The organism is Mycobacterium sp. FW102-FHT13B02, from assembly GCF_058790275.1.
Genome location: NZ_JBYTCM010000001.1, coordinates 499,099 through 517,919, shown reverse-complemented (window position 1 = coordinate 517,919; position 18,821 = coordinate 499,099). Strand labels below are relative to the sequence as shown.

General features: G+C 68.3%; 19 protein-coding genes. 7 read left to right on the top strand and 12 right to left on the bottom strand.

From position 1 onward, the window contains the following. Positions 1-38: 38 nt before the first annotated feature. Entirely contained in the window at positions 39-1,424 is a 1,386-nt protein-coding gene (locus AC3WTE_RS02540; RefSeq protein ID WP_492435353.1) for a protoporphyrinogen oxidase, read from the bottom strand. A gap of 8 nt (positions 1,425-1,432) precedes the next feature. Beyond that, entirely contained in the window at positions 1,433-2,482 is a 1,050-nt protein-coding gene (gene hemE, locus AC3WTE_RS02535) for a uroporphyrinogen decarboxylase (protein WP_492435502.1), read from the bottom strand. Between the two features lie 161 nt (positions 2,483-2,643). Between hemE and AC3WTE_RS02530 the strand changes: the two genes are divergently transcribed. Both AC3WTE_RS02530 and AC3WTE_RS02525 read left to right on the top strand, forming a co-directional pair. Further along, entirely contained in the window at positions 2,644-3,180 is a 537-nt protein-coding gene (locus tag AC3WTE_RS02530) for a DUF3000 domain-containing protein (protein WP_492435500.1), read from the top strand. A 4-nt stretch (positions 3,181-3,184) separates the two neighbouring features. Then, entirely contained in the window at positions 3,185-4,420 is a 1,236-nt protein-coding gene (locus tag AC3WTE_RS02525; protein ID WP_492435352.1) for an HRDC domain-containing protein, read from the top strand. A 282-nt stretch (positions 4,421-4,702) separates the two neighbouring features. Here AC3WTE_RS02525 and AC3WTE_RS02520 read toward each other — a convergent pair whose 3' ends face one another. After that, the gene (locus AC3WTE_RS02520; protein ID WP_492435351.1) at positions 4,703-5,632 is read right to left on the bottom strand and encodes an alpha/beta fold hydrolase; all 930 of its coding nucleotides are present in this window, start codon (positions 5,630-5,632) and stop codon (positions 4,703-4,705) included. Positions 5,633-5,739: 107 nt separating this feature from the next. Between AC3WTE_RS02520 and AC3WTE_RS02515 the strand changes: the two genes are divergently transcribed. Next, positions 5,740-6,606 (top strand): hypothetical protein, encoded by an 867-nt coding sequence (locus AC3WTE_RS02515; RefSeq protein WP_492435350.1) that lies wholly within the window; start codon positions 5,740-5,742, stop codon positions 6,604-6,606. Between the two features lie 10 nt (positions 6,607-6,616). Here the strand turns inward: AC3WTE_RS02515 and AC3WTE_RS02510 are convergent, their stop codons facing one another. From AC3WTE_RS02510 to AC3WTE_RS02490, 5 genes are all read right to left on the bottom strand, one after another. After that, a complete protein-coding gene (locus AC3WTE_RS02510; protein WP_492435349.1) occupies positions 6,617-6,991 on the bottom strand; it encodes a glyoxalase superfamily protein in 375 nt (124 codons plus the stop codon). A 107-nt stretch (positions 6,992-7,098) separates the two neighbouring features. Next, positions 7,099-9,000 (bottom strand): 1-deoxy-D-xylulose-5-phosphate synthase, encoded by a 1,902-nt coding sequence (dxs, locus tag AC3WTE_RS02505; protein ID WP_492435348.1) that lies wholly within the window; start codon positions 8,998-9,000, stop codon positions 7,099-7,101. A gap of 36 nt (positions 9,001-9,036) precedes the next feature. Further along, a complete protein-coding gene (gene nhaA / locus AC3WTE_RS02500; protein WP_492435347.1) occupies positions 9,037-10,314 on the bottom strand; it encodes a Na+/H+ antiporter NhaA in 1,278 nt (425 codons plus the stop codon). A 64-nt stretch (positions 10,315-10,378) separates the two neighbouring features. Then, a complete protein-coding gene (locus tag AC3WTE_RS02495) occupies positions 10,379-11,590 on the bottom strand; it encodes a class I SAM-dependent RNA methyltransferase (RefSeq protein ID WP_492435345.1) in 1,212 nt (403 codons plus the stop codon). Continuing rightward, positions 11,587-13,575 (bottom strand): APC family permease, encoded by a 1,989-nt coding sequence (locus AC3WTE_RS02490; protein WP_492435343.1) that lies wholly within the window; start codon positions 13,573-13,575, stop codon positions 11,587-11,589. The genes AC3WTE_RS02495 and AC3WTE_RS02490 overlap by 4 nt, the downstream gene beginning before the upstream one ends. A 102-nt stretch (positions 13,576-13,677) precedes the next feature. Between AC3WTE_RS02490 and AC3WTE_RS02485 the strand changes: the two genes are divergently transcribed. Continuing rightward, entirely contained in the window at positions 13,678-14,352 is a 675-nt protein-coding gene (locus tag AC3WTE_RS02485) for a potassium channel family protein (RefSeq protein ID WP_459369775.1), read from the top strand. A 9-nt stretch (positions 14,353-14,361) separates the two neighbouring features. Further along, on the top strand, positions 14,362-15,021 hold the full coding sequence (locus tag AC3WTE_RS02480; protein ID WP_492435341.1) for a potassium channel family protein: 660 nt from the start codon (positions 14,362-14,364) through the stop codon (positions 15,019-15,021). Here the strand turns inward: AC3WTE_RS02480 and AC3WTE_RS02475 are convergent. Both AC3WTE_RS02475 and AC3WTE_RS02470 read right to left on the bottom strand, forming a co-directional pair. Continuing rightward, positions 15,018-15,623 (bottom strand): DUF3159 domain-containing protein, encoded by a 606-nt coding sequence (locus tag AC3WTE_RS02475; RefSeq protein WP_492435498.1) that lies wholly within the window; start codon positions 15,621-15,623, stop codon positions 15,018-15,020. The two genes, AC3WTE_RS02480 and AC3WTE_RS02475, sit on opposite strands and share 4 nt — an antisense overlap. Before the next feature lie 131 nt (positions 15,624-15,754). Further along, entirely contained in the window at positions 15,755-16,126 is a 372-nt protein-coding gene (locus AC3WTE_RS02470) for an OB-fold nucleic acid binding domain-containing protein (protein ID WP_492435339.1), read from the bottom strand. Positions 16,127-16,311: 185 nt separating this feature from the next. On the opposite strand from AC3WTE_RS02470, the gene AC3WTE_RS02465 reads away from it, so the two are divergent. After that, positions 16,312-17,022: an alpha/beta hydrolase gene (locus AC3WTE_RS02465; RefSeq protein ID WP_492435338.1), complete on the top strand. Its 711-nt coding sequence runs from the start codon at positions 16,312-16,314 to the stop codon at positions 17,020-17,022. Here the strand turns inward: AC3WTE_RS02465 and AC3WTE_RS02460 are convergent. Together AC3WTE_RS02460 and dut are read right to left on the bottom strand one after the other, a co-directional pair. Further along, positions 17,009-17,764: a DUF3710 domain-containing protein gene (locus tag AC3WTE_RS02460; RefSeq protein WP_492435336.1), complete on the bottom strand. Its 756-nt coding sequence runs from the start codon at positions 17,762-17,764 to the stop codon at positions 17,009-17,011. The two genes, AC3WTE_RS02465 and AC3WTE_RS02460, sit on opposite strands and share 14 nt — an antisense overlap. Beyond that, positions 17,764-18,228 (bottom strand): dUTP diphosphatase, encoded by a 465-nt coding sequence (gene dut / locus AC3WTE_RS02455; protein ID WP_459369772.1) that lies wholly within the window; start codon positions 18,226-18,228, stop codon positions 17,764-17,766. Before dut ends, AC3WTE_RS02460 begins: the two co-directional genes overlap by 1 nt. A 25-nt stretch (positions 18,229-18,253) precedes the next feature. On the opposite strand from dut, the gene AC3WTE_RS02450 reads away from it, so the two are divergent. Beyond that, positions 18,254-18,745, top strand: a complete 492-nt coding sequence (locus AC3WTE_RS02450; protein WP_492435335.1) for a DUF3093 domain-containing protein — start codon at positions 18,254-18,256, stop codon at positions 18,743-18,745. Positions 18,746-18,821: the final 76 nt, after the last annotated feature.

The following is an 18,821-nucleotide window of genomic DNA, read 5'->3' as shown; positions in this document are numbered from 1 at the left end:
TTTTCTGCTCCTCGCGTGCGCTAAAGCTCTATCGTGCCCTATCGCTGAACGTCACCACGAACCACTAGCTCCGTGGCCGCCCGGGTTGCCGACGCGACGCAGGCCGGCACCCCGATGCCGTCCAGATAACCGCCGGCCACGGCCAGCCCCGAGGGCAGTCCGGCCCGCAGCTCCTCGACCAGTTCGAGATGGCCCGGCCCGTACTGCGGCATGGCGTCGATCCAGCGCTGCACCAGGTAGTCCACCGGCTCGGCGGTGATACCGAACAGCGTCCGCAGGTCCTCCAGGGACCAGGCCAGCAGCCGGTCGTCGCCGACATTGCGCGCCAGGTCATCACCGAACCGGCCGAACGACAACCGCAGCAACTCCACGTTGCCGCCGCGTCCCCATTTCCTGGAGGTCAGGGTGATCGCCTTGGCGTGCAAGGCTTCTCCCGCCGCCATCAGGACACCGGACTGTTGCGGCAACGGGGTCCCGCCCGGCAGCGCCAGCGCCACCACCGCCGCAGACGCCACCGGGATCAGCCGGGCCATGGCCGCGCTGCCCGGTGCGATGTCGGCGAGCAGCGTGGCCACCCGTGGCGCCGGGACGGCCAGCACGACCGCGTCGGCCGACCAGAGCTTGCCCTCGTCGTCACGTAGCTGCCACCCGCGACCGAGGTTTCTCCCGTCGCTCCGCTCGCCCAGGCCCGGGACCAGCCCTTCGATGCCCACCTGCGCCCACTGAGCTCCGGTGCGCCGGACCAGTTCGTCCACCAGGACGGCGTAACCGCCGTCGACGGCGCCGAACACCGACGCGCTCGTGGGAGGCGCGGAAGCGAGCACCGAGGCGACCGCCGCAGTCAGGCTCGGGGCGCCGCGATCCAGCGCGGCGGCCAGGGCCGGGACGGCTGAACGGATCCCGATGGTCTTGGCCGAACCGGCGTAGACGCCCGCCAGCAGTGGGTCGACCGACCGCGTCACCACTTGGGCGCCGAAGCGGTCACCGACCAGTTGCGCGACAGTCGGGTCGGCGTCGAGCTGCCAGTGCAGCGGTCGCGTCGGCTCGCTCGTGATCTGCGCCAGCGTCGCGTCGTCGACCAGGCCGCGCAGGTTCGCGCCTGGTCCCGGAATGCCCTGCATAGTGCCCTCGGGCATCGGGTGGAGGCGGCCACCGCTGCAGATCAGCGGGCGGACGCCGGTGGTGCCGATCTGCCGCAGGCCCAGTTCTTTCAGCAGCGACGTCACCTCGGGCCGGCGCGCCACAAAGGCCTCAGCACCCACGTCCAGGCTCTGCCCGGCGAGCCGTTCGGTGCGGAGCACACCGCCCAGCCGATCTGCCGGATCGAAGACTGTGATGCGTGCAGCTGGGTCAGCCTGGCGCAGCCGGTACGCCGCGACGAGGCCCGAAATGCCGCCGCCGACAACGCAATACGTCTTACTCATCTACAGACTCACAGCGAGTGCGCCAGTGCCACCGCTTCGGTGACCACGCCGGGATCGGTGGCCGGCAGCACACCGTGACCCAGGTTGAAGATGTGCCCGGCCGCGCCGGCCGCGACGGCCCGGCGACCGTCGGCGACGACCTGACGGACGGCGTCGTCGACCACACGCCAGCCGGCCAGCAGGACTACCGGATCGAGATTGCCCTGCAGCGCCTTACCCGGACCGACCCGGCGTGCGGCGTCGACGAGATTGGTGCGCCAGTCGACACCGACGACGGTCGCGCCGGCCTCCCCCATGGCGCCGAGCAACTCGGCGGTGCCGACGCCGAAGTGCGTCATCGGGACGCCTTCGTCTTTCAGCGAGGCGAAGATGCGGGAGCTGTGCGGCAGCACATAGGTGCGGTAGTCGGCGAGTGACAGGGTGCCGGCCCACGAGTCGAAGAGCTGGATCGCGTCGACACCGGCGGCCAGCTGGGCGCGCAGGAATTCGATGGTCAGGTCTGTCAGTTTGTCCATGAGGTCGTGCCACGTCGCGGATTCGCCGAGCATCATGGCCTTGGTCTTCTCGTGGTTGCGGCTCGGGCCACCCTCCACGAGGTAGGAGGCCAGCGTGAACGGTGCGCCGGCAAAACCGATCAGCGGCACGTCACCCAATTCCTTGGTCAGCAGGCCGATCGCCTCGGTGACGGGCGCCACCTGATGGGGCACGAGCGGCTTGATGCCCTCGACGTCGTCCGGAGTACGGATGGGGTGCGCGATCACCGGCCCGACGTCGGGCACGATGTCCAGATCGATGCCCGCGGCCTTCAGCGGCACCACGATGTCCGAGAACAAGATCGCGGCGTCGACGCCGTGACGGCGCACCGGCTGCATGGTGATCTCGCAGACCAGCTCCGGGTTGAAACACGCCGAGAGCATGGTGTGGGTGGCGCGCAGAGCGCGGTACTCGGGCAGGGACCGGCCGGCCTGCCGCATCATCCACACCGGGACCCGGTCTGGGGTGCGGCCGCCCGCGGCAGCCAGATAGGGCGAATGCGGCAGTTCACGACGAGTGCTCATCACCGCTAATGCTGCCATGTCCGGAACGTTCGCTTATACCCTGTCGGGCAGCCAAATGTCGGGCTATCGGCGCGCCTGCTTACGCGACCGCCCGGATCGGGCTAGCGTCCCAGAATGTGACCTCCGCCGAGCCGGCCCAGTTCCGCACTGCTGTTGCGGCAATGAACGCCGCCACCGTGCGCCAGGAGATCGAACTCGGCCCGATCCGTCCACCGCAGCGACTGGCCCCCTTCAGCTATGCACTGGGCGCAGAGGTGCGTCATCCCGACGCCTCCGCCGTACCGGAGAGCTCGGAGGGCGATGCCTTCGGACGTCTGATCCTGCTGCACGATCCCGAAGGCGCTGAAGCCTGGGACGGCACCATGCGTCTCGTCGCTTACATCCAGGCCGACCTGGACTCCACCGAGGCCGTCGACCCGCTGCTGCCCGAGGTGGCGTGGAGCTGGCTGGTCGACGCGCTCGAGTCGCACGCCGACGGCGTCACCGCGTTGGGCGGCACCGTCACCGCGACGACGTCGGTGCGCTACGGCGACATCTCCGGCCCGCCCCGGGCCCACCAGCTGGAGCTGCGGGCGTCGTGGACCGCGACCTCCCTGGAGCTGGGACCGCACGTGCAGGCCTTCTGCGAGGTGCTCGAACACGCCGCCGGACTGCCGCCTGCCGGCGTGACCGATCTGGGTTCGCGCACTCGCGCGTGACCGCATGACTGACACTGATTCGATCGGGATGTCTGACGATGATCCCGATGTCACGCCCCTGCTGGCGCCCGTAGATGGCGTCCCCGCCGTCGCCATCTACGCGAGCGACATCGCCCGTGCCGGTGAGCTTTTGGCATCGGGACACGGCGCGTTCGCGATCGACGCCGAGCGGGCCTCCGGCTTCCGCTACTCCAACCGGGCCTACCTGATCCAGATCCGCCGCGCAGGCGCCGGCACGGTGCTGATCGACCCCGTCAGCCACGGCATCGACCCGCTGAAGGCGCTGGCGCCGGTGGCCGAGGTCGTGAACACCGACGAGTGGATCCTGCACGCGGCCGACCAGGACCTGCCGTGCCTGGCCGAACTCGGGATGACGCCGCCGTCGTTGTACGACACCGAGCTGGGCGGTCGACTGGCCGGTTATGACCGGGTGAACCTGGCGGCAATGGTGCAGCGGTTGTTAGGGCTGGGGCTGAAAAAGGGCCACGGCGCCGCCGACTGGTCCAAGCGCCCGCTGCCCGCGGACTGGCTTAACTACGCGGCACTGGACGTCGAGGTGCTGCTGGAGTTGCGTGCCGAGGTGGCCGCCGAGCTGGAGTCGCAGGGCAAAAGTCACTGGGCCGCACAGGAATTCGAGCACATGCGGACCGTCGAGCCCAGCCCGACCCGGCGTGACCGCTGGCGGCGGACGTCGGGCATCCACAAGGTGCGCGACGGCCAGGCGCTGGCCGCCGTGCGGGAGCTGTGGCAGACGCGCGATCTGATCGCGCAGCGGCGAGACATCGCGCCCGGCCGCATCCTGCCCGACGCGGCGATCGTCTCCGCCGCCGTCGCCAACCCCGACACCATCGAAAAGCTCACCGCACTCCCGATTTTCGGCGGTTCCCGGCAAAAGCGCAGTGCGCAGGTGTGGCTCGACGCGTTGGCCCGGGCCCGGGAAGCCGAACCGCCGGCATCCGAGCCGAACAACGGGCTGCCGCCACCCGCCCGGTGGGCGCGCCGCAAGCCCGAGGCATTCGAGCGGCTGGAGAAGTGCCGCGCCGGGCTTTCCGAACTGTCGGAACAGGTTTCGATACCAACGGAAAACCTGCTGACACCGGAGACCGTGCGCCGACTGTGCTGGGATTGGCAGCCGGTTCCTGATGTCGCTGCCACGGTAGACGAATTCCTGGCCGCTGCCGGCGCCCGTCCGTGGCAGCGGGAGCTGTGCGGGCCTGTCCTGACTGCTGCGTTGAGTTGAGTACTCGGAACTTTCACGTCCGCAGCGCGGAGGGTCGCCGCCGACGCAGGGTCAGTCCACCCCCACGCTGACCCTGTACTCCCGGCGCAAAAGTGCGAGTAGGTAGCGCAGCCAATTCAGGCTCAACGCGGATCCAACTCCGTTCGGCGTTGATCCTGAACCGGGGAACTACAAATGCGAGTGGGTTGCCCCGCCGGCGCGGCCTCGACCGATCACAGGGTGCCGATCACCGGCACCCCGTCATGCTGGGGCGCATCCCGGTAACCCGCCCTGGGTGCGGGATCAGCGGGCCCCGAACGGCCGCCACAGATAGGGCGTGACGAACTCCAGGAAATGCTCGAGCACCGCGGCGGGCGCCTCGATCTGCGGCCAGTGCGCGATGTCGTCACGCAGCATCACCACGTCCGGGTTCGGGATGACCTCGCGGTACCTGGCCGCCATGTGGGCACCGGAGTTCGGATCGGACGGGCCGTCGATGAGCCGCATCGGGATCGTCGTCTCCCGCATCGCGCGCACCCACCGGTTGCGGTGCGTGTAGCGGTCGTTGATGAACCGGCCGACCTGGTGCATCACCTTCTTGCCGTCGTTGTAGTCGAGGATTTGGTGGAACTTGTCCATCAGCTCCTTCGACGGTTTCGTGTTGACGCCGAACATCTCGTTGATGGTCGGGTCGGCCAGACGCCGCGACAACGGGCTGCCCTGCAACGGACGCATGATGTCGCCCAACGGAGTTTGCGACATCGCCTTCTGCAACAGCCGCGGCGTGTAGGACTCGACGAACAGCCCGCCGTTGAGCCAGGTGACCGACTCGATGTTCTGTTTACCGTAGGCCTGATCACCAAACTGGTTGCGGGCCAAGAGCTCCTGCCCGACAGAGTCCCCCAGGTCGTGGGCCAGGATGTGGATGGAGCCGACCCCGAGATGCGCCAGCAGCGCCTCGTGCATGTCGGCGTGGTCGTGCACCGAATACCGATACGCCGACGGTTTAGCGGAGAACCCCATGCCGATCATGTCCGGCGCGACGAGGGTGAACTTCTCTGCGAGCGTCGGCCAGATCAGCGACCAGTCCCAGGAATTGAACGGGTAGCCGTGGATGAGCAGCAGTACCGGACCGCTGCCGAGTTCCAGGCCGCCGAGCCGATAGAAGATGTCGAATCCGAGATAGTCGAAATACTGGCCGGCCGACTTCCATGCTTCGAGTTCGTCGTGCATGTGGTGAGCCTATGCGCGCCGACGTCGTGACGCTCTACGCAGCACCGACCAGGCATGTCAGCCCGCCGAACTACCATTGACAGCATCAATCAGTGAAGGACATCGGGATGATTCGGCTCCTCCTACCGCTCGTGGTCGTGACAGTCGTCCTCGCCGTCATCATGATCGTCGGAGGCGCCGCATTCGGGGCGGCCTTCACGTCCGAGGCGGATCGGAAAGCCGGCCGCCCCTCTCGCAGCCCCATCTCCGTGATGACCAAGGCCTGGCTGGTGTCGGCTGGTGTGGTGATCGTGGTCGGGATCGCGACGGAGGGCATCGCCCTCGTGCCCGCTCTGGGCGTATGTGCCATCGGTCTGCTGATCACTCAGCTGGTGATCGGTGGCCGCACCAGCTCCACACCGACGCACGAACCGTCGCCGCAAGAAATCGAACGTGCCCGGCTCACTGAGGAGTTCGGAGCCCACGGCATTGAGATGCTCGACGGGGCCCAGGCCGCCATCGATCGGATCAGGCGGTCCGAAGCCGCGACAGGAGGCTGGCTCGGCGATCCGCAGGACCTGAGCTTCACCGGCGACCTGGCGACCATCCGCGACCACTGCCGAGCCACACGAGAACTCAACGGCCTGATCAAGGAGCTCAGCGACCTCGCCGATCCCGACTCGGACGACCTGGCGATGCTGGACGACGCCCGGACGAAGGCGCGGCAGCTGGAAGGCCAGTCGCGACAGCGGGTCGCTGACCTGCGCACGTGTGCCGACAAGGCCGAGGAGATCGACCGGTCACTGCGCGATGACCGCACCCGGGCAGAGCTGGCCGAAAAGCGTGACGACGTCCGGGGTCGCCTGGCTGCCAAGCTGTACGGGATCGACGCGGCGCCGACCCAGGCGCCGTCGTCGTCGGTGGACAAGATCACCGCCCTCGCCGCGGCGTACGCGGAGATCCGGGGCAGGGTCGATCGCGAGTCCGAGGACTAGCAGCCCCGGGCTAGGACGGCTGCGCGAACCGCAGGTGGTTGCCCGACGGGTCGGTGATCGTCATCGTCGGACCACCTGGCCCGTCGTCCTCGATACCGGGGCGCGAGTAGCGGTGCTCCTTGGCGATCAGCTCAGCCTGGAAGGCCACCACGTCGTCGACCGGAATCCACAGCGCCGTGTTCGGGCTGCCGTCGCCGTAGTGCTCGGACAGGTGCAAGGTCATCTCGGACCGGCTCACCTGCACGTACAGCGGGAAGCCGGGTTCGAAGCGGTGCTCCCAGTCCTTGGTGAAACCCAGGTAATCGCAATAGAAGCCGAGTGTGGCCTCGACATCGAACATTCGCAGGATCGGCACCGCCGGGCTGATCCGCACGCTGTCCCCCATAAACGTCCCCCTCGTCGTCCGCGAGCGGCCTCAAAGTGCACGCGACACACCGTGTTTGAGCGTACAGACACGCACGGTCGCGGGAAGCTCGCTGGCGGGACGGCCGGCTACTGCTGCGAGGAAATCTCGACCGAGCTGCCGAGGGCGGCAACCCAACCGGTGACCTGGCGGGCGATGTCCTGATCGGTCAGCCCGAGCGATACCAAAACCTCGCTGCGGGTGGCGTGCTCCTGGAACTCCTGCGGCACACCGACATCGCGGCACGGGACGTCGATCTCGGCGCGGCGCAGCGACGCCGACACCGTAGATCCGATGCCACCGGCGACACCGTTGTCCTCAAGTGTGACAACGAGTTTGTGTGCCCGGGCCAGGTCGGCAATGGCCGCCGGGACCGGCAGCACCCAGCGGGGATCGACAACCGTCACACCGATGCCCTGCTTGCGCAGCCGGTCGGCCACCACGAGCGCCATCCGCGCGAACGCGCCGACCGCGACGAGCAGTACGTCGTCGGAGAGGCCGTCGGCGGGCTCGGTCAGGATGTCGACACCGTGCTGGCGGCGAACCGCCGGGATGTCGTCGCCGACAGCGCCTTTCGGGAACCGGACAGCGGTCGGTCCGTCACTCACGGCCAGCGCCTCACCGAGTTCCTCACGCAGCCGGGCCGCATCGCGCGGTGCGGCGACCCGCATGCCGGGCACGATGCCGAGCATCGACATGTCCCAGACCCCGTTGTGGCTGGCACCGTCGTTGCCGGTGATGCCGGCGCGGTCGAGCACCATGGTGACGGGCAGCTTGTGCAACGCCACGTCCATCATGATCTGGTCGAACGCGCGGTTGAGGAATGTCGAGTAGATGGCGACGACCGGGTGCATACCGCCCATGGCCAGGCCTGCGGCCGACGTCATGGCGTGCTGCTCGGCGATCCCGACGTCGAAGAACCGGTCCGGGAAACGCTGCCGGAACGCCGCCAGACCCGTGGGCCCGGGCATGGCCGCGGTGATCGCGACGATGTCGCGCCGCTTGGCGGCTTGCTTGATGAGCTCCTCGGAGAACACCGACGTCCAGCCGAGCACCGACTCAGCTGTGGAGCGGCCAGTGTGCGGGTCGATGATGCCGGTCGAGTGCATCTGCTCGGCTTCGTCGTTCTCCGCATGCGAATACCCCATGCCCTTGCGGGTGACGACGTGCACGATCACCGGCGCGTTGAACCCGCGGGCGTGCCGCAGCGCGGCCTCGACGGCGTGCTCGTCGTGCCCATCGATGGGCCCGACGTACTTGAGCCCCAGATCGGTGAACAGCGCCTGCGGTGCGATTGCGTCCTTGATGCCGGCCTTGATGCTGTGCACGCACTGGTAACAGAATTCGCCGACCACGGGCACGCCACGCAGGGCGTTCTTGCCCCGCTCGAGCGCCTTTTCGTAGCCGGGCTGCAGGCGCAGGGCGGCGAAGTGATCGGCCAATCCGCCGATGGTCGGTGCGTAGCTGCGGCCGTTGTCGTTGACGACGATGACGATGGGCCGGTTGGCGGCCGCGATGTTGTTGAGCGCCTCCCAGCACATGCCGCCGGTGAGCGCGCCGTCGCCGACGACAGCGACGACGTGCCGGTTGCGGTAGCCGGAGAGTTCGAAGGCCTTGGCCAGCCCGTCGGCGTAGGACAGCGCGGTGCTGGCGTGGCTGGACTCGACCCAGTCGTGTTCGCTCTCGGCGCGCGACGGGTAGCCGGACAGGCCACCCTTCATCCGCAGCGTCTCGAAGTCGGGACACCGGCCGGTCAGCATCTTGTGCACGTAGGCCTGGTGGCCGGTGTCGAAGATGATCGGGTCGTGCGGCGAGTCGAAGACCCGGTGCAGGGCAAGTGTCAGCTCGACGACACCGAGGTTGGGACCGAGATGCCCGCCGGTGGCGGCCACCTTGTGCACCAGGAATTCCCTGATCTCGGCGGCCAGTTCGGTCAGCTGGGGCTGCGACAGGTGCGCCAGATCAGCTGGGCCGCGGACCTGTTCAAGCATTCCGACAGTCTACGCACGCGTACCGGGTAGAGCCGGTCAAGGCTGATAGATGTCCGGCACACCGTCACCGTCGTCGTCGGCGGTCTCACGGTCGTGGATGCGGCGGTACGCGGCGTTGCGGGACAGCAGCACCACCGCCGCCAGCATCCCCGCGATGACCGAACCGGTGAGCACGCCGATCTTGGCGTCGGCGCTGGCGACCGTGCCGGTACCGAACGCCAGCTCACCGATCAGCAGCGAGACCGTGAAGCCGATCCCCGCCAGCAGTGCCACCCCGGCGACGTCGAGCCAGCCCAGTCCCTCGTCGAGCTCTGCGCCGGTGAACCGCGCCAGCAGGAATGTGGTGCTGAACACGCCGATGGCTTTACCGAACACCAGCCCCAGAAGGACGCCGGCGGTCACCGGATGCGTGATCGCGTCGACCAGGCCGGGCCAGCCGCCGACACTCACACCCGCGGCGAAGAACGCGAACACCGGCACGGCCACCCCGGCCGACAGCGGCCGCAGCGCGTGCTCGAACACCTCGGCCGAGGCGTGCTTGCCCAACACCGGCACCCCGAACCCGAGCAACACCCCGGCCACCGTGGCGTGGATACCGCTCGCATGCACCAGGGCCCAGGTCGCCACGGCCAGCGGCAACAGGAGCCACCAGTGCCGGCTGCCGCGCTGCACGGCCACGACGAACAGCCCGCCGGGAACGACGGCGAGCGCCAACGCGGCCGGGTTGAGGTGGTCGGTGTAGAAGCAGGCGATGACGATGATGGCCAGCAGGTCGTCGACCACCGCAAGGGTCAACAGGAACGTCCGCAGCGCGGTCGGCAGATGTGTAGAGATGACCGCAAGCACCGCCAACGCGAAAGCGATGTCCGTCGCGATCGGCACCGCCCAGCCGTCCAGATTCTCGGGGTGCCCCAATGCCAGGTTCAGGCCGACGAAGATGCCGGCGGGCGCCAGCATGCCGCCGACGGCCGCGGCGATGGGTAGCGCGGCACGCGCCGGGTCACGCAGGTCGCCGGCCACGAATTCACGTTTGAGTTCGACGCCGACAACGAAGAAGAAGATCGCCAACAGGCCGTCGGCCGCCCACCCTGACAAGCTGAGCCTCAGATGCCACGACTCGGGGCCGAACGCGAACTCGGACAGCGCGTGATAGCTGTGCGCGGCAGGCGAATTCGCCCACACCAGCGCCGTACCGGCGGCCAGCAACAGCAAGATGCCGCCGACGGTCTCCTTGCGGAGGATCTCGGTGAAACGCTGAGCTTCCGGCCAGCTGCCACGCGTCAGCAGCCGCCGTCGCGTATTGCGATTGTTCATTGGGAATCTCCTGGGCAGCGTCGGACGGCGCCGACCAGGCTTCCCGGCACACCTGGCCGCAAACTTACCGGGTCAGCAGCGCGACGCACTCGACGTGGTGCGTCAGCGGGAACGAGTCGAAGACGCGGAGGTTGGCCACCTGGTAGCCGTGGCCGCGGTACAGACCGATGTCCCGGGCGAAAGACGCTGCCTCACAACCGATGTGGATCACCCGCGGCACGCCTGCGGCGGCCAGCTGATCGATCACCTCGTGTCCGGCGCCGGTGCGCGGCGGGTCCAGCACGGCAACGTCGGCCGCCACCCGCTGCGTGGCCAGTGCCCGGCGCACCGAATCGGTAACCACCTCGACGCAACCCAGATCCCGCAGCGCGGCCCGCGCCGCGCGCGCCGATCCGCGCGAGGTGTCGACCGTCAGCACCCGGCCCGACTCCCCCACCGAGTCAGCCAGCGCCGCGGCGAAAACGCCTGCGCCGCCGTACAAATCCCACGCCGTCTGCCCCTCGGAGAGCTCGGCCCAATCGGCGACCAGCGCGCTGTAGGTGGTGGCGGCGTCGCGATGGGACTGCCAGAACGCGGTCACCGGCACGCGCCATTCCCGGTCGCCGACCCGCTGCACGGCTTCGTACTCGCCCGAGACCACTTCGGTCATGCCGGGTTTGTTCTTCTTGCCACCCCGCGGACCGGACCGCACGACGTGCCGGTGTCCGGCGTCGTCGAGCACCACGTGCAGGTGGGAACCGGGCGGTTGCAACGGCAGATCGTCCAGCATCCCGGGCGGCACCTGAGCGCACGACAGATCGGTCACCAACTCGTCGCTGTGGTAGCGGTGGAATCCGGCGCGGCCATCCGTACCGACCTCCAGACGCACCCGGGTGCGCCACCCCGTCGCGCCGACGGTGCCGACCTCCGCAGCCTCGAGATCACCCGCCTCGTAGCCACCGAGGCGGGCCAGCTGATTGGCCACAACCTCGCCTTTGAGCCGCCGCGCCGCGGCGGGATCGACGAAAGCCAGGTCGCAGCAACCGGACCCCTCGGACCCCGCGATCGGGCACAACGACTCCACCCGGTCGGGCGACGCTTCGAGCACCTCCAGTGCATCGGCGTGCCAGTACGACCCCCGCTCGGACGTCACCTCGGCGCGCACCACCTCACCCGGCAGGGCGTGCCGGACGAAGATCACGCGGCCGTCGTGGCGCGCCACGCAGCTGCCACCGTTGGCCGGCGGGCCGACCGTCAGTGTCACCAGCGAGCGCAGCGACGGGATATGGGCGGTCACTCGATGATGCCCCGTCGGGTGTCGCCGGGGGCCGAGCCCGGGGTCATGGTCACCTTCACCCGCTCCGACGAATTCAGTTGCCACGGAACGGAAGTCACCATGACGTTCGGAATGAACAGCAACCGGCCCTTGAGTCGCAGCGCGCTCTGGTTGTGCAGGATGTGTTCCCACCAGTGGCCCACCACGTACTCCGGGATGAACACCGTCACGACAGTGCGCTTGGACTCGGCCGTGATGCGCTTGACGTAATCGAGGATGGGCCTGGTGATCTCGCGGTACGGCGAGGCGATGACCTTCAACGGGACCGAGACATCGCTGTCTTCCCATTTGTGCACCAGCTCGCGCGTCTCGCCGTCGTCGACGCTGACGGTGATCGCTTCCAGCACATCCGGGCGGGTGGCCCGCGCGTAGGCCAATGCCCGCAGCGTCGGCAGGTGCAGATTCGACACCAGCACGACGGCGTGGTTGCGGCTGGGCAGCACGACGTCGTGGTCCGGCTCTTCCCGCAGTTCCTGGGCGACGGTGTCGTAGTGCTTGTGGATCATCTTCATCAGCACGAAAAGGGTGCTCATCGCCAGGATCGCGATCCAGGCGCCGGCCAGGAACTTCGTCACGATGACCACCAGCAGCACGGTGCCGGTGCACAGGAAGCCGATGGTGTTGACGATCCGCGCGCGCTGCATACGGCGCCGCTCCGAGCCGTCGGTCTCGGTGCGCAGCAACCGGTTCCAGTGCCGCACCATGCCGATCTGGCTGAGCGTGAACGACACGAACACGCCGACGATGTACAGCTGAATCAGCGCCGTGACCTCGGCGTTGAACGCCACCACGAAGGCAACCGCGGCGAATGCGAGAAACAGGATGCCGTTGGAGAACGCCAGCCGGTCACCGCGGGTGTGCAGCTGGCGGGGCAGATAGCGGTCCTGCGCGAGGATCGAGCCCAGCACCGGGAACCCGTTGAACGCGGTGTTGGCGGCGAGCACCAGAATGAGGCCCGTCACTCCGGCGATGGCGTACAGGCCCACCGGGAAGCCTTTGAAGATGGCTTCGGCGAGCTGCGTGACGACGGTCTTCTGGTGGTAATCGCCCGGCGCACCCACCAATTGGTCCACGTTGTCGGCCATCTTCAGACCGATCTTCTCGGCCAGCACGATGATGCCCATGAACAGCGACACCGCGATGGCGCCGAGCAGCAGCAGCGTCGTTGCCGCGTTGCGCGACTTGGGCTTCTGGAAGGCCGGCACCCCGTTGCTGATCGCTTCCACACCAGTCAGGGCGGCACAACCCGACGAGAACGCCCGGGCCAGCAGGAACACCATCGCGAAACCCATCACGTCGCCATGCTCGGACTTCAGAGTGAAGCCGGCCGACTCGGCCCGCAGCGGGTGGCCCAGCACGAAAATCTGGATGAATCCCCAGGCCAACATGATGTACATGCCGATCATGAAGGCGTAGGTGGGAATCGCGAATGCGGTGCCGGACTCCCGGATGCCCCGAAGGTTGAGCGACGCCAGGATCAGGATCGCCAGCACAGAGAACAGCACTTTGTTCTGGGCGATGAACGGCACCGCCGACCCGATGTTGGACATCGCCGACGCCGTCGACACCGCTACCGTCAGCACGTAGTCGACCAACAGGGCACTGGCCACCGTCAGCCCGGCGGTGTGCCCGAGGTTCGTGGTAACCACCTCATAGTCGCCGCCACCGGACGGATAGGCGTGCACGTTCTGCCGATAACTGGCGATGACGATCAGCATGACCCCGGCCACTGCGAGCCCGATCCACGGCGCCATCGAATAGGCGGACAGACCGGCGACCGACAGCACCAGGAAGATTTCCTCCGGCGCGTAGGCCACCGACGACAGCGCATCCGACGCGAACACCGGCAGGGCGATACGTTTGGGCAGCAGCGTGTGGGCGAGCTTGTCGCTTCGGAAGGGTCGGCCGATCACCAACCGTCGCGTAGCGGTCGAAAGCTTTGACACGGAGCCAAGGGTACGGCCCAGGGTCATTGGTTGTAGCGTTCGGACGAGCAGAGGCAAGATATTCGCTTCGAGGCCGGTTCCCGGCCCAGAAAGGATCGGCTGGTGCGAGTAGTCGTGATGGGCTGCGGCCGGGTTGGCGCATCGCTGGCAGACGGATTGGCCCGCATCGGCCACGAAGTCGCCGTGATCGACCGGGACAGGACGGCCTTCCACCGACTGTCGCCCGAATTCCCCGGAGAACGCGTGCTGGGCATGGGTTTTGACCGAGACGTCCTGGAACGGGCGGGAATCGAAGAGGCCGGCGCCTTCGCCGCCGTGTCCTCCGGTGACAACTCGAACATCATCTCCGCCCGGGTGGCACGCGAGACCTTCGGCGTGCAGCGCGTCGTGGCGCGCATCTACGACGCCAAGCGCGCCGCGGTGTACGAGCGGCTGGGCATCCCCACGATCGCGACGGTCCCGTGGACCACCGATCGATTGCTGAATCTGCTGACCCGCGAGACCGAGACCACCAAGTGGCGGGATCCGTCGGGCAACGTCGGCGTCACCGAACTGTCCCTCCACGAGGACTGGGTCGGCTACCGCGTCACCGCCCTGGAAGGCGCGACCGGCGGCCGCGTCGCATTCCTCATCCGGTTCGGCAGCGGCGTGCTGCCGGACGCCAAGACCGTCATCCAGGCCGGCGATCAGGTGTACATGGCCGCGGTGTCGGGCCGCGTCGCCGAGGCCATCGCCATCGCAGCACTGCCGCCCGGCGACGACGTCGAAAGCCACTAGGGAGCGCACATGAAGGTCGCAATCGCGGGCGCCGGCGCCGTCGGCCGCTCCATCGCGCGGGAACTGGTCGATCACCACGAGGTGACGCTGCTGGAGCGCAATCCGGACCACATCGACGTCGACGCCGTGCCGGCGGCGCAGTGGCGTCTCGGCGACGCCTGCGAGCTGTCGCTGCTCGAGTCCGTCAAACTGCACGAATTCGACGTCGTCATCGCCGCCACCGGCGACGACAAAGCCAACGTGGTGGTCAGCCTGCTGGCCAAGACCGAGTTCGCGGTCCCCCGCGTCGTCGCCCGCGTCAACGACCCGCGCAACGAGTGGCTGTTCGACGACAGCTGGGGCGTCGACGTCGCGGTGTCCACGCCGCGCATGCTGGCGTCGCTGGTCGAAGAAGCCGTGTCGGTGGGCGACCTGGTGCGCCTGATGAGTTTCCGCAAGGGCCAGGCCAACCTGGTCGAGATCACGCTGCCCGACGACACGCCGTGGGGCGGCAAGGCGGTCAAGCGGCTGAAGCTGCCGCGCGATGCCACCTTGGTGACCATCCTGCGCGGCCCGCGCGTGATCGTGCCCGAATCCGACGAGCCGCTCGAGGGCGGCGACGAACTGCTGTTCGTCGCCGTTGCCGAGGTCGAGCAGGAGCTGCGCGACCAGGTGCTGAACCCCAGCTAGTCCTCGGTGACGGCCTGCTCCGGATGGTGCTCGGCGTCGCGAAGGGCGTGCTGAGCGGTGCGGATGGCCAGGTAGGACGCCAGCGCCGCCACCGCGGTGAGCGGCCAGCCCATGGCGATCCGGGCCACGCCGAGCAGGCCGGTCTGGTCCTGCCCGTACAGGTGGTTCTGGACCAGGAAGCGCGCCCCGAACACCAGCACCCAGACCGCGGTGGCGATGTCGAACGCCAGCACGGCACGGCGGACGTCACGCCAGCTGCGGTCGTGCCCGGTGACCCAGCTCCAGCCGTACCCGACCAGCGGGCGCCGGATCAGGATCGAGATCGCGAACGCCCCGGCATAGATCATCGACGACCAGATACCAAGCAGGAAATAGCCTTTCGAGGCGCCGATCAGGTAGGCGATCAGCGCGCTGATCCCGACGCCGATGAAGCCCGACACCGCCGGCTGCACCGATTCGCGGCGCGCCAGCCGCCAGACCAGGACCAGGCCGGCCACACCGAGCGCGGCATAGATCGCGGCGGTCAGCCCGAAGAAGCTGGATATGGGGACGAAGACGAGGACCGGCAGGGACGAATAGATGAGGCCGCTGAGGCCGCCCATCTGCTCGAGCAGGACGTGCGCAGTCAGCTTGGCGTCGCTGTCGTCCTGCTGGGCTTCAGCGATGGTTTCAGCGTCGGCCGCGCTGTGCGCTTCGGCCTGCTCGTTGTCCGCGGTCCCCTTGTCGGGGAATGTCACTTCTGAATCTCGTAATGCGGGTTGTAGATCGCTTTGGCCCCGCTGTCCAAGTTGCCCAGCCGGCCGTGGACCCGCAGGGTCCGGCCGGATTCGATACCCGGAATGCGCCGCTGACCCAACCAGACCAACGTGACCGTGTCGGTGCCATCGAACAGCTCGGCCCGTACGCCGCCCGAACAACCTTTGCCGTTGGTCTCGACACATCGCAATGTGCCCACCATCGTCACTTCTTGTCCGCGCGTACAGTCCGCCGCCCGCATGGCACCGGTGCCCAGGGCCTCGTCGTTCAGCTCCTGGACATCACTCTGTTCGAGGTCCTCGGTAAGCCGCCGGGTGAGTCGGCGCAAATAGCCTTCCGCCGTAGCCATGGTCTCTCCTGAGACTTGCTGCGAATCCACCGTGGACCCGCTATCTAACCAACGTCACGCTAGACCTCTTGGTTCCGATTCGCCATTTCGGCGCGGGATATATCTCCGTCATCCCGCTCAGTGGACCGCACACCCGGCCCGACCCCCTTGTGAGCGCCGTTCCGGCCGCCGGGCACCATCGAAGGATGACGGCCAACTTGCCAGGGATGACCGCGGTACTCCTGCCCGGCACGGGATCTGACGACGACTACATCCGCCGGGCCTTCGGCGGCGCCCTGGTCGAAGCCGGTGCCGTGGTGATCGCCCCACGGCCGCTGCCGGGCGACCTGATCGCCGGCTATCTCGAAGCGCTCGACGCCGCCGCACAGCACGGCCCGATCATCGTCGGTGGGGTGTCGCTGGGCGCCGCGGTGGCGACGAACTGGGCGCTCAAGCACCCGGACCAGTGCATTGCCGTGCTGGCCGCCCTGCCCGCCTGGACGGGTGATTCCGACGGCGCACCGGCCGCGCAGGCCGCCCGCTACTCCGCGCGGCAGCTGCGCGAGATCGGGCTGGACGCGGCCGTCGCCGGCATGCGGGCGGGTAGCCCGGCCTGGCTCGCGGACGAACTGACGAGGTCGTGGACAGCGCAGTGGCCGGGGCTGCCGGACGCAATGGAAGAGGCAGCGGCGTACGGCGGGCCGACTCGTGACCAGCTGGCAGAACTACAGGTGCCCATGGGCGTGGCGGGGGCGGTCGACGATGCCGTCCACCCTGTCGCGGTCGCCGCGGAATGGGCCGTGGCGGCCCCCAGGGCCGCGCTGCGGACCGTCACTCTCGATGCAATGGGGGAACAGCCGACCGTGCTGGGCGATGCCTGCGTGGCCGCGCTGCGGGAGGCCGTCAGCCTCCTGTGATGGTGCCCATCTGCTGGGTGCGCAGCTGCTGCATGGCCGAGCCCTGCTCGGTGCGGCGGGCGTCGGGGCCGGGTTCGCCTTCGCCCAATGGCTGTTGCTGCATGTGCTGCTGCAGCTGCTCGAGCGCCTGCTGAGCCTGCTCCATCTGCTGCTGCGCCATCTGGGCGGCGGCCGCGCGCAACTGCTCCAGCAGCGGCTCGGACAATTGCACCGGCAGCGGGCTACGGACCGGCAGCGGGGTGTCACCGCGGCGAACGACGGTGTCCGCCAACGAGGTTCGTGCCTCATCGGCGATGGCGTCGATGGTCTCCTCGGTGCCCACGACGACGCAACGCACCATCCACCGGTAACCGTCAGCGCCGATGAACCGCATCACGACTTGCGGCTGGCCGGGCTGCGGCACGGGCAGGCCCACGACCTCACGGCCCCACGGCCCGTCTTCGATCCGGGCCTGCGCGTTGTCATTGCGCAACGACTCGGCCAGTTCGGCGGCGATCTCACGCCACAACCCACCGGACTTCGGCGCCGCGTACGCGGCCACGGAGAAGCGCCCGTTGGGCGTCATGATCCAGACGGCGTTCGGCACGCCCTGCTCGTTGACCTCGACGTTGAGTTGTGAACCGTCGGGCACCGGGACGAGCACCCCACCTAGGTCCAGGCGGGCCGCCTCAGCGTCGGCCGGGTCGTCGAAGTCCTCGACGTCGAAGGGGCCGTCTTCTTCGGAGTTGAACTCGAATGCCATCACAAACTCGCATGTCCGCCGGAGGAACCGTGGCCGCCCGCGCCACGTGAGGTGTCTGCCAGCCCCGCCTCGTCGAACGACGTGAGCTCGACCAGCTCGGGCAGTTCGACCCGCTGCACCAGCAGCTGCGCGATCCGGTCACCGCGATGCACGGTGATGGGCTCGCTGGGGTCGAGGTTGATGAGCGCCACCTTGATCTCACCGCGGTACCCGGCATCGATGGTGCCGGGCGCGTTGACGATCGAAAGGCCGACGCGGATGGCCAATCCCGAGCGCGGGTGCACCAGGCCGACCATGCCGTGCGGTATCGCGACGGCGATCCCCGTCGGTACCAACTCGCGCTGGCCGGGGGCCAGTTCGAGGTCGATTGCGCTGAACAGATCGACGCCGGCATCGCCGTCGTGAGCCCGGGCCGGCATCGGCAGATCCCGGTCCAACCGAACTACCGCCAGAGAGGTGGACACGACCGCACAGACTACCCTTGGCCGCGTGTCAGACACGCGAGCAGCCACCCAAACCGTCCGCTACCGGGAGCGGTTGACAGTGCCTTTGTGGTGGTGGTTACCGGGTTTCGGGTTGGCGGCCCTGATCGCACTGGAAGTGGTGCAAGGCGTGTCGGGGGTGCCGACGTGGGCGCCGTTCGCCGTGCTGCTGCCGGTCGCCGCGGCGACGCTGGTGTGGATGGGGCGCGTCGAGCTGCGCGTGGTCAGCACCGGGACCGGACCCGACGCCGAAACCGAGCTGTGGGTCGGACCTGCACACATCCCGACGAGCGTCATCTCCCGGTCGGCCGAGGTGCCGCGGTCGGCGAAGTCGGCGGCCCTGGGACGGCAGCTCGACCCGGCCGCGTACGTCGTCCACCGGGCCTGGGTGGGCCCGTTGATCCTCGTGGTCCTCGACGACCCGGACGACCCCACGCCGTACTGGCTGGTGAGCACTCGCCATCCGGACCGCATCCTGGCGGCGCTGCAAGGCCGCTAGAACGCCCCTGAGACGCCGAATGGCCGGTTCCCGCACGCGGTAAGCGTGCGAGACCGGCCATTCGGCTCTGCGTGGA

Bases quoted from the DNA above. Each gene is read 5' to 3' on its own strand.
- AC3WTE_RS02540 (WP_492435353.1), bottom strand. From the start codon at position 1,424: ATGAGTAAGACGTATTGCGTTGTCGGCGGCGGCATTTCGGGCCTCGTC.
- hemE (WP_492435502.1), bottom strand. From the start codon at position 2,482: ATGAGCACTCGTCGTGAACTGCCGCATTCGCCCTATCTGGCTGCCGCG.
- AC3WTE_RS02530 (WP_492435500.1), top strand. From the start codon at position 2,644: ATGAACGCCGCCACCGTGCGCCAGGAGATCGAACTCGGCCCGATCCGT.
- AC3WTE_RS02525 (WP_492435352.1), top strand. From the start codon at position 3,185: ATGACTGACACTGATTCGATCGGGATGTCTGACGATGATCCCGATGTC.
- AC3WTE_RS02520 (WP_492435351.1), bottom strand. From the start codon at position 5,632: ATGCACGACGAACTCGAAGCATGGAAGTCGGCCGGCCAGTATTTCGAC.
- AC3WTE_RS02515 (WP_492435350.1), top strand. From the start codon at position 5,740: ATGATTCGGCTCCTCCTACCGCTCGTGGTCGTGACAGTCGTCCTCGCC.
- AC3WTE_RS02510 (WP_492435349.1), bottom strand. From the start codon at position 6,991: ATGGGGGACAGCGTGCGGATCAGCCCGGCGGTGCCGATCCTGCGAATG.
- dxs (WP_492435348.1), bottom strand. From the start codon at position 9,000: ATGCTTGAACAGGTCCGCGGCCCAGCTGATCTGGCGCACCTGTCGCAG.
- nhaA (WP_492435347.1), bottom strand. From the start codon at position 10,314: ATGAACAATCGCAATACGCGACGGCGGCTGCTGACGCGTGGCAGCTGG.
- AC3WTE_RS02480 (WP_492435341.1), top strand. From the start codon at position 14,362: ATGAAGGTCGCAATCGCGGGCGCCGGCGCCGTCGGCCGCTCCATCGCG.
- AC3WTE_RS02475 (WP_492435498.1), bottom strand. From the start codon at position 15,623: ATGGGCGGCCTCAGCGGCCTCATCTATTCGTCCCTGCCGGTCCTCGTC.
- AC3WTE_RS02470 (WP_492435339.1), bottom strand. From the start codon at position 16,126: ATGGCTACGGCGGAAGGCTATTTGCGCCGACTCACCCGGCGGCTTACC.
- AC3WTE_RS02465 (WP_492435338.1), top strand. From the start codon at position 16,312: ATGACGGCCAACTTGCCAGGGATGACCGCGGTACTCCTGCCCGGCACG.
- AC3WTE_RS02460 (WP_492435336.1), bottom strand. From the start codon at position 17,764: ATGGCATTCGAGTTCAACTCCGAAGAAGACGGCCCCTTCGACGTCGAG.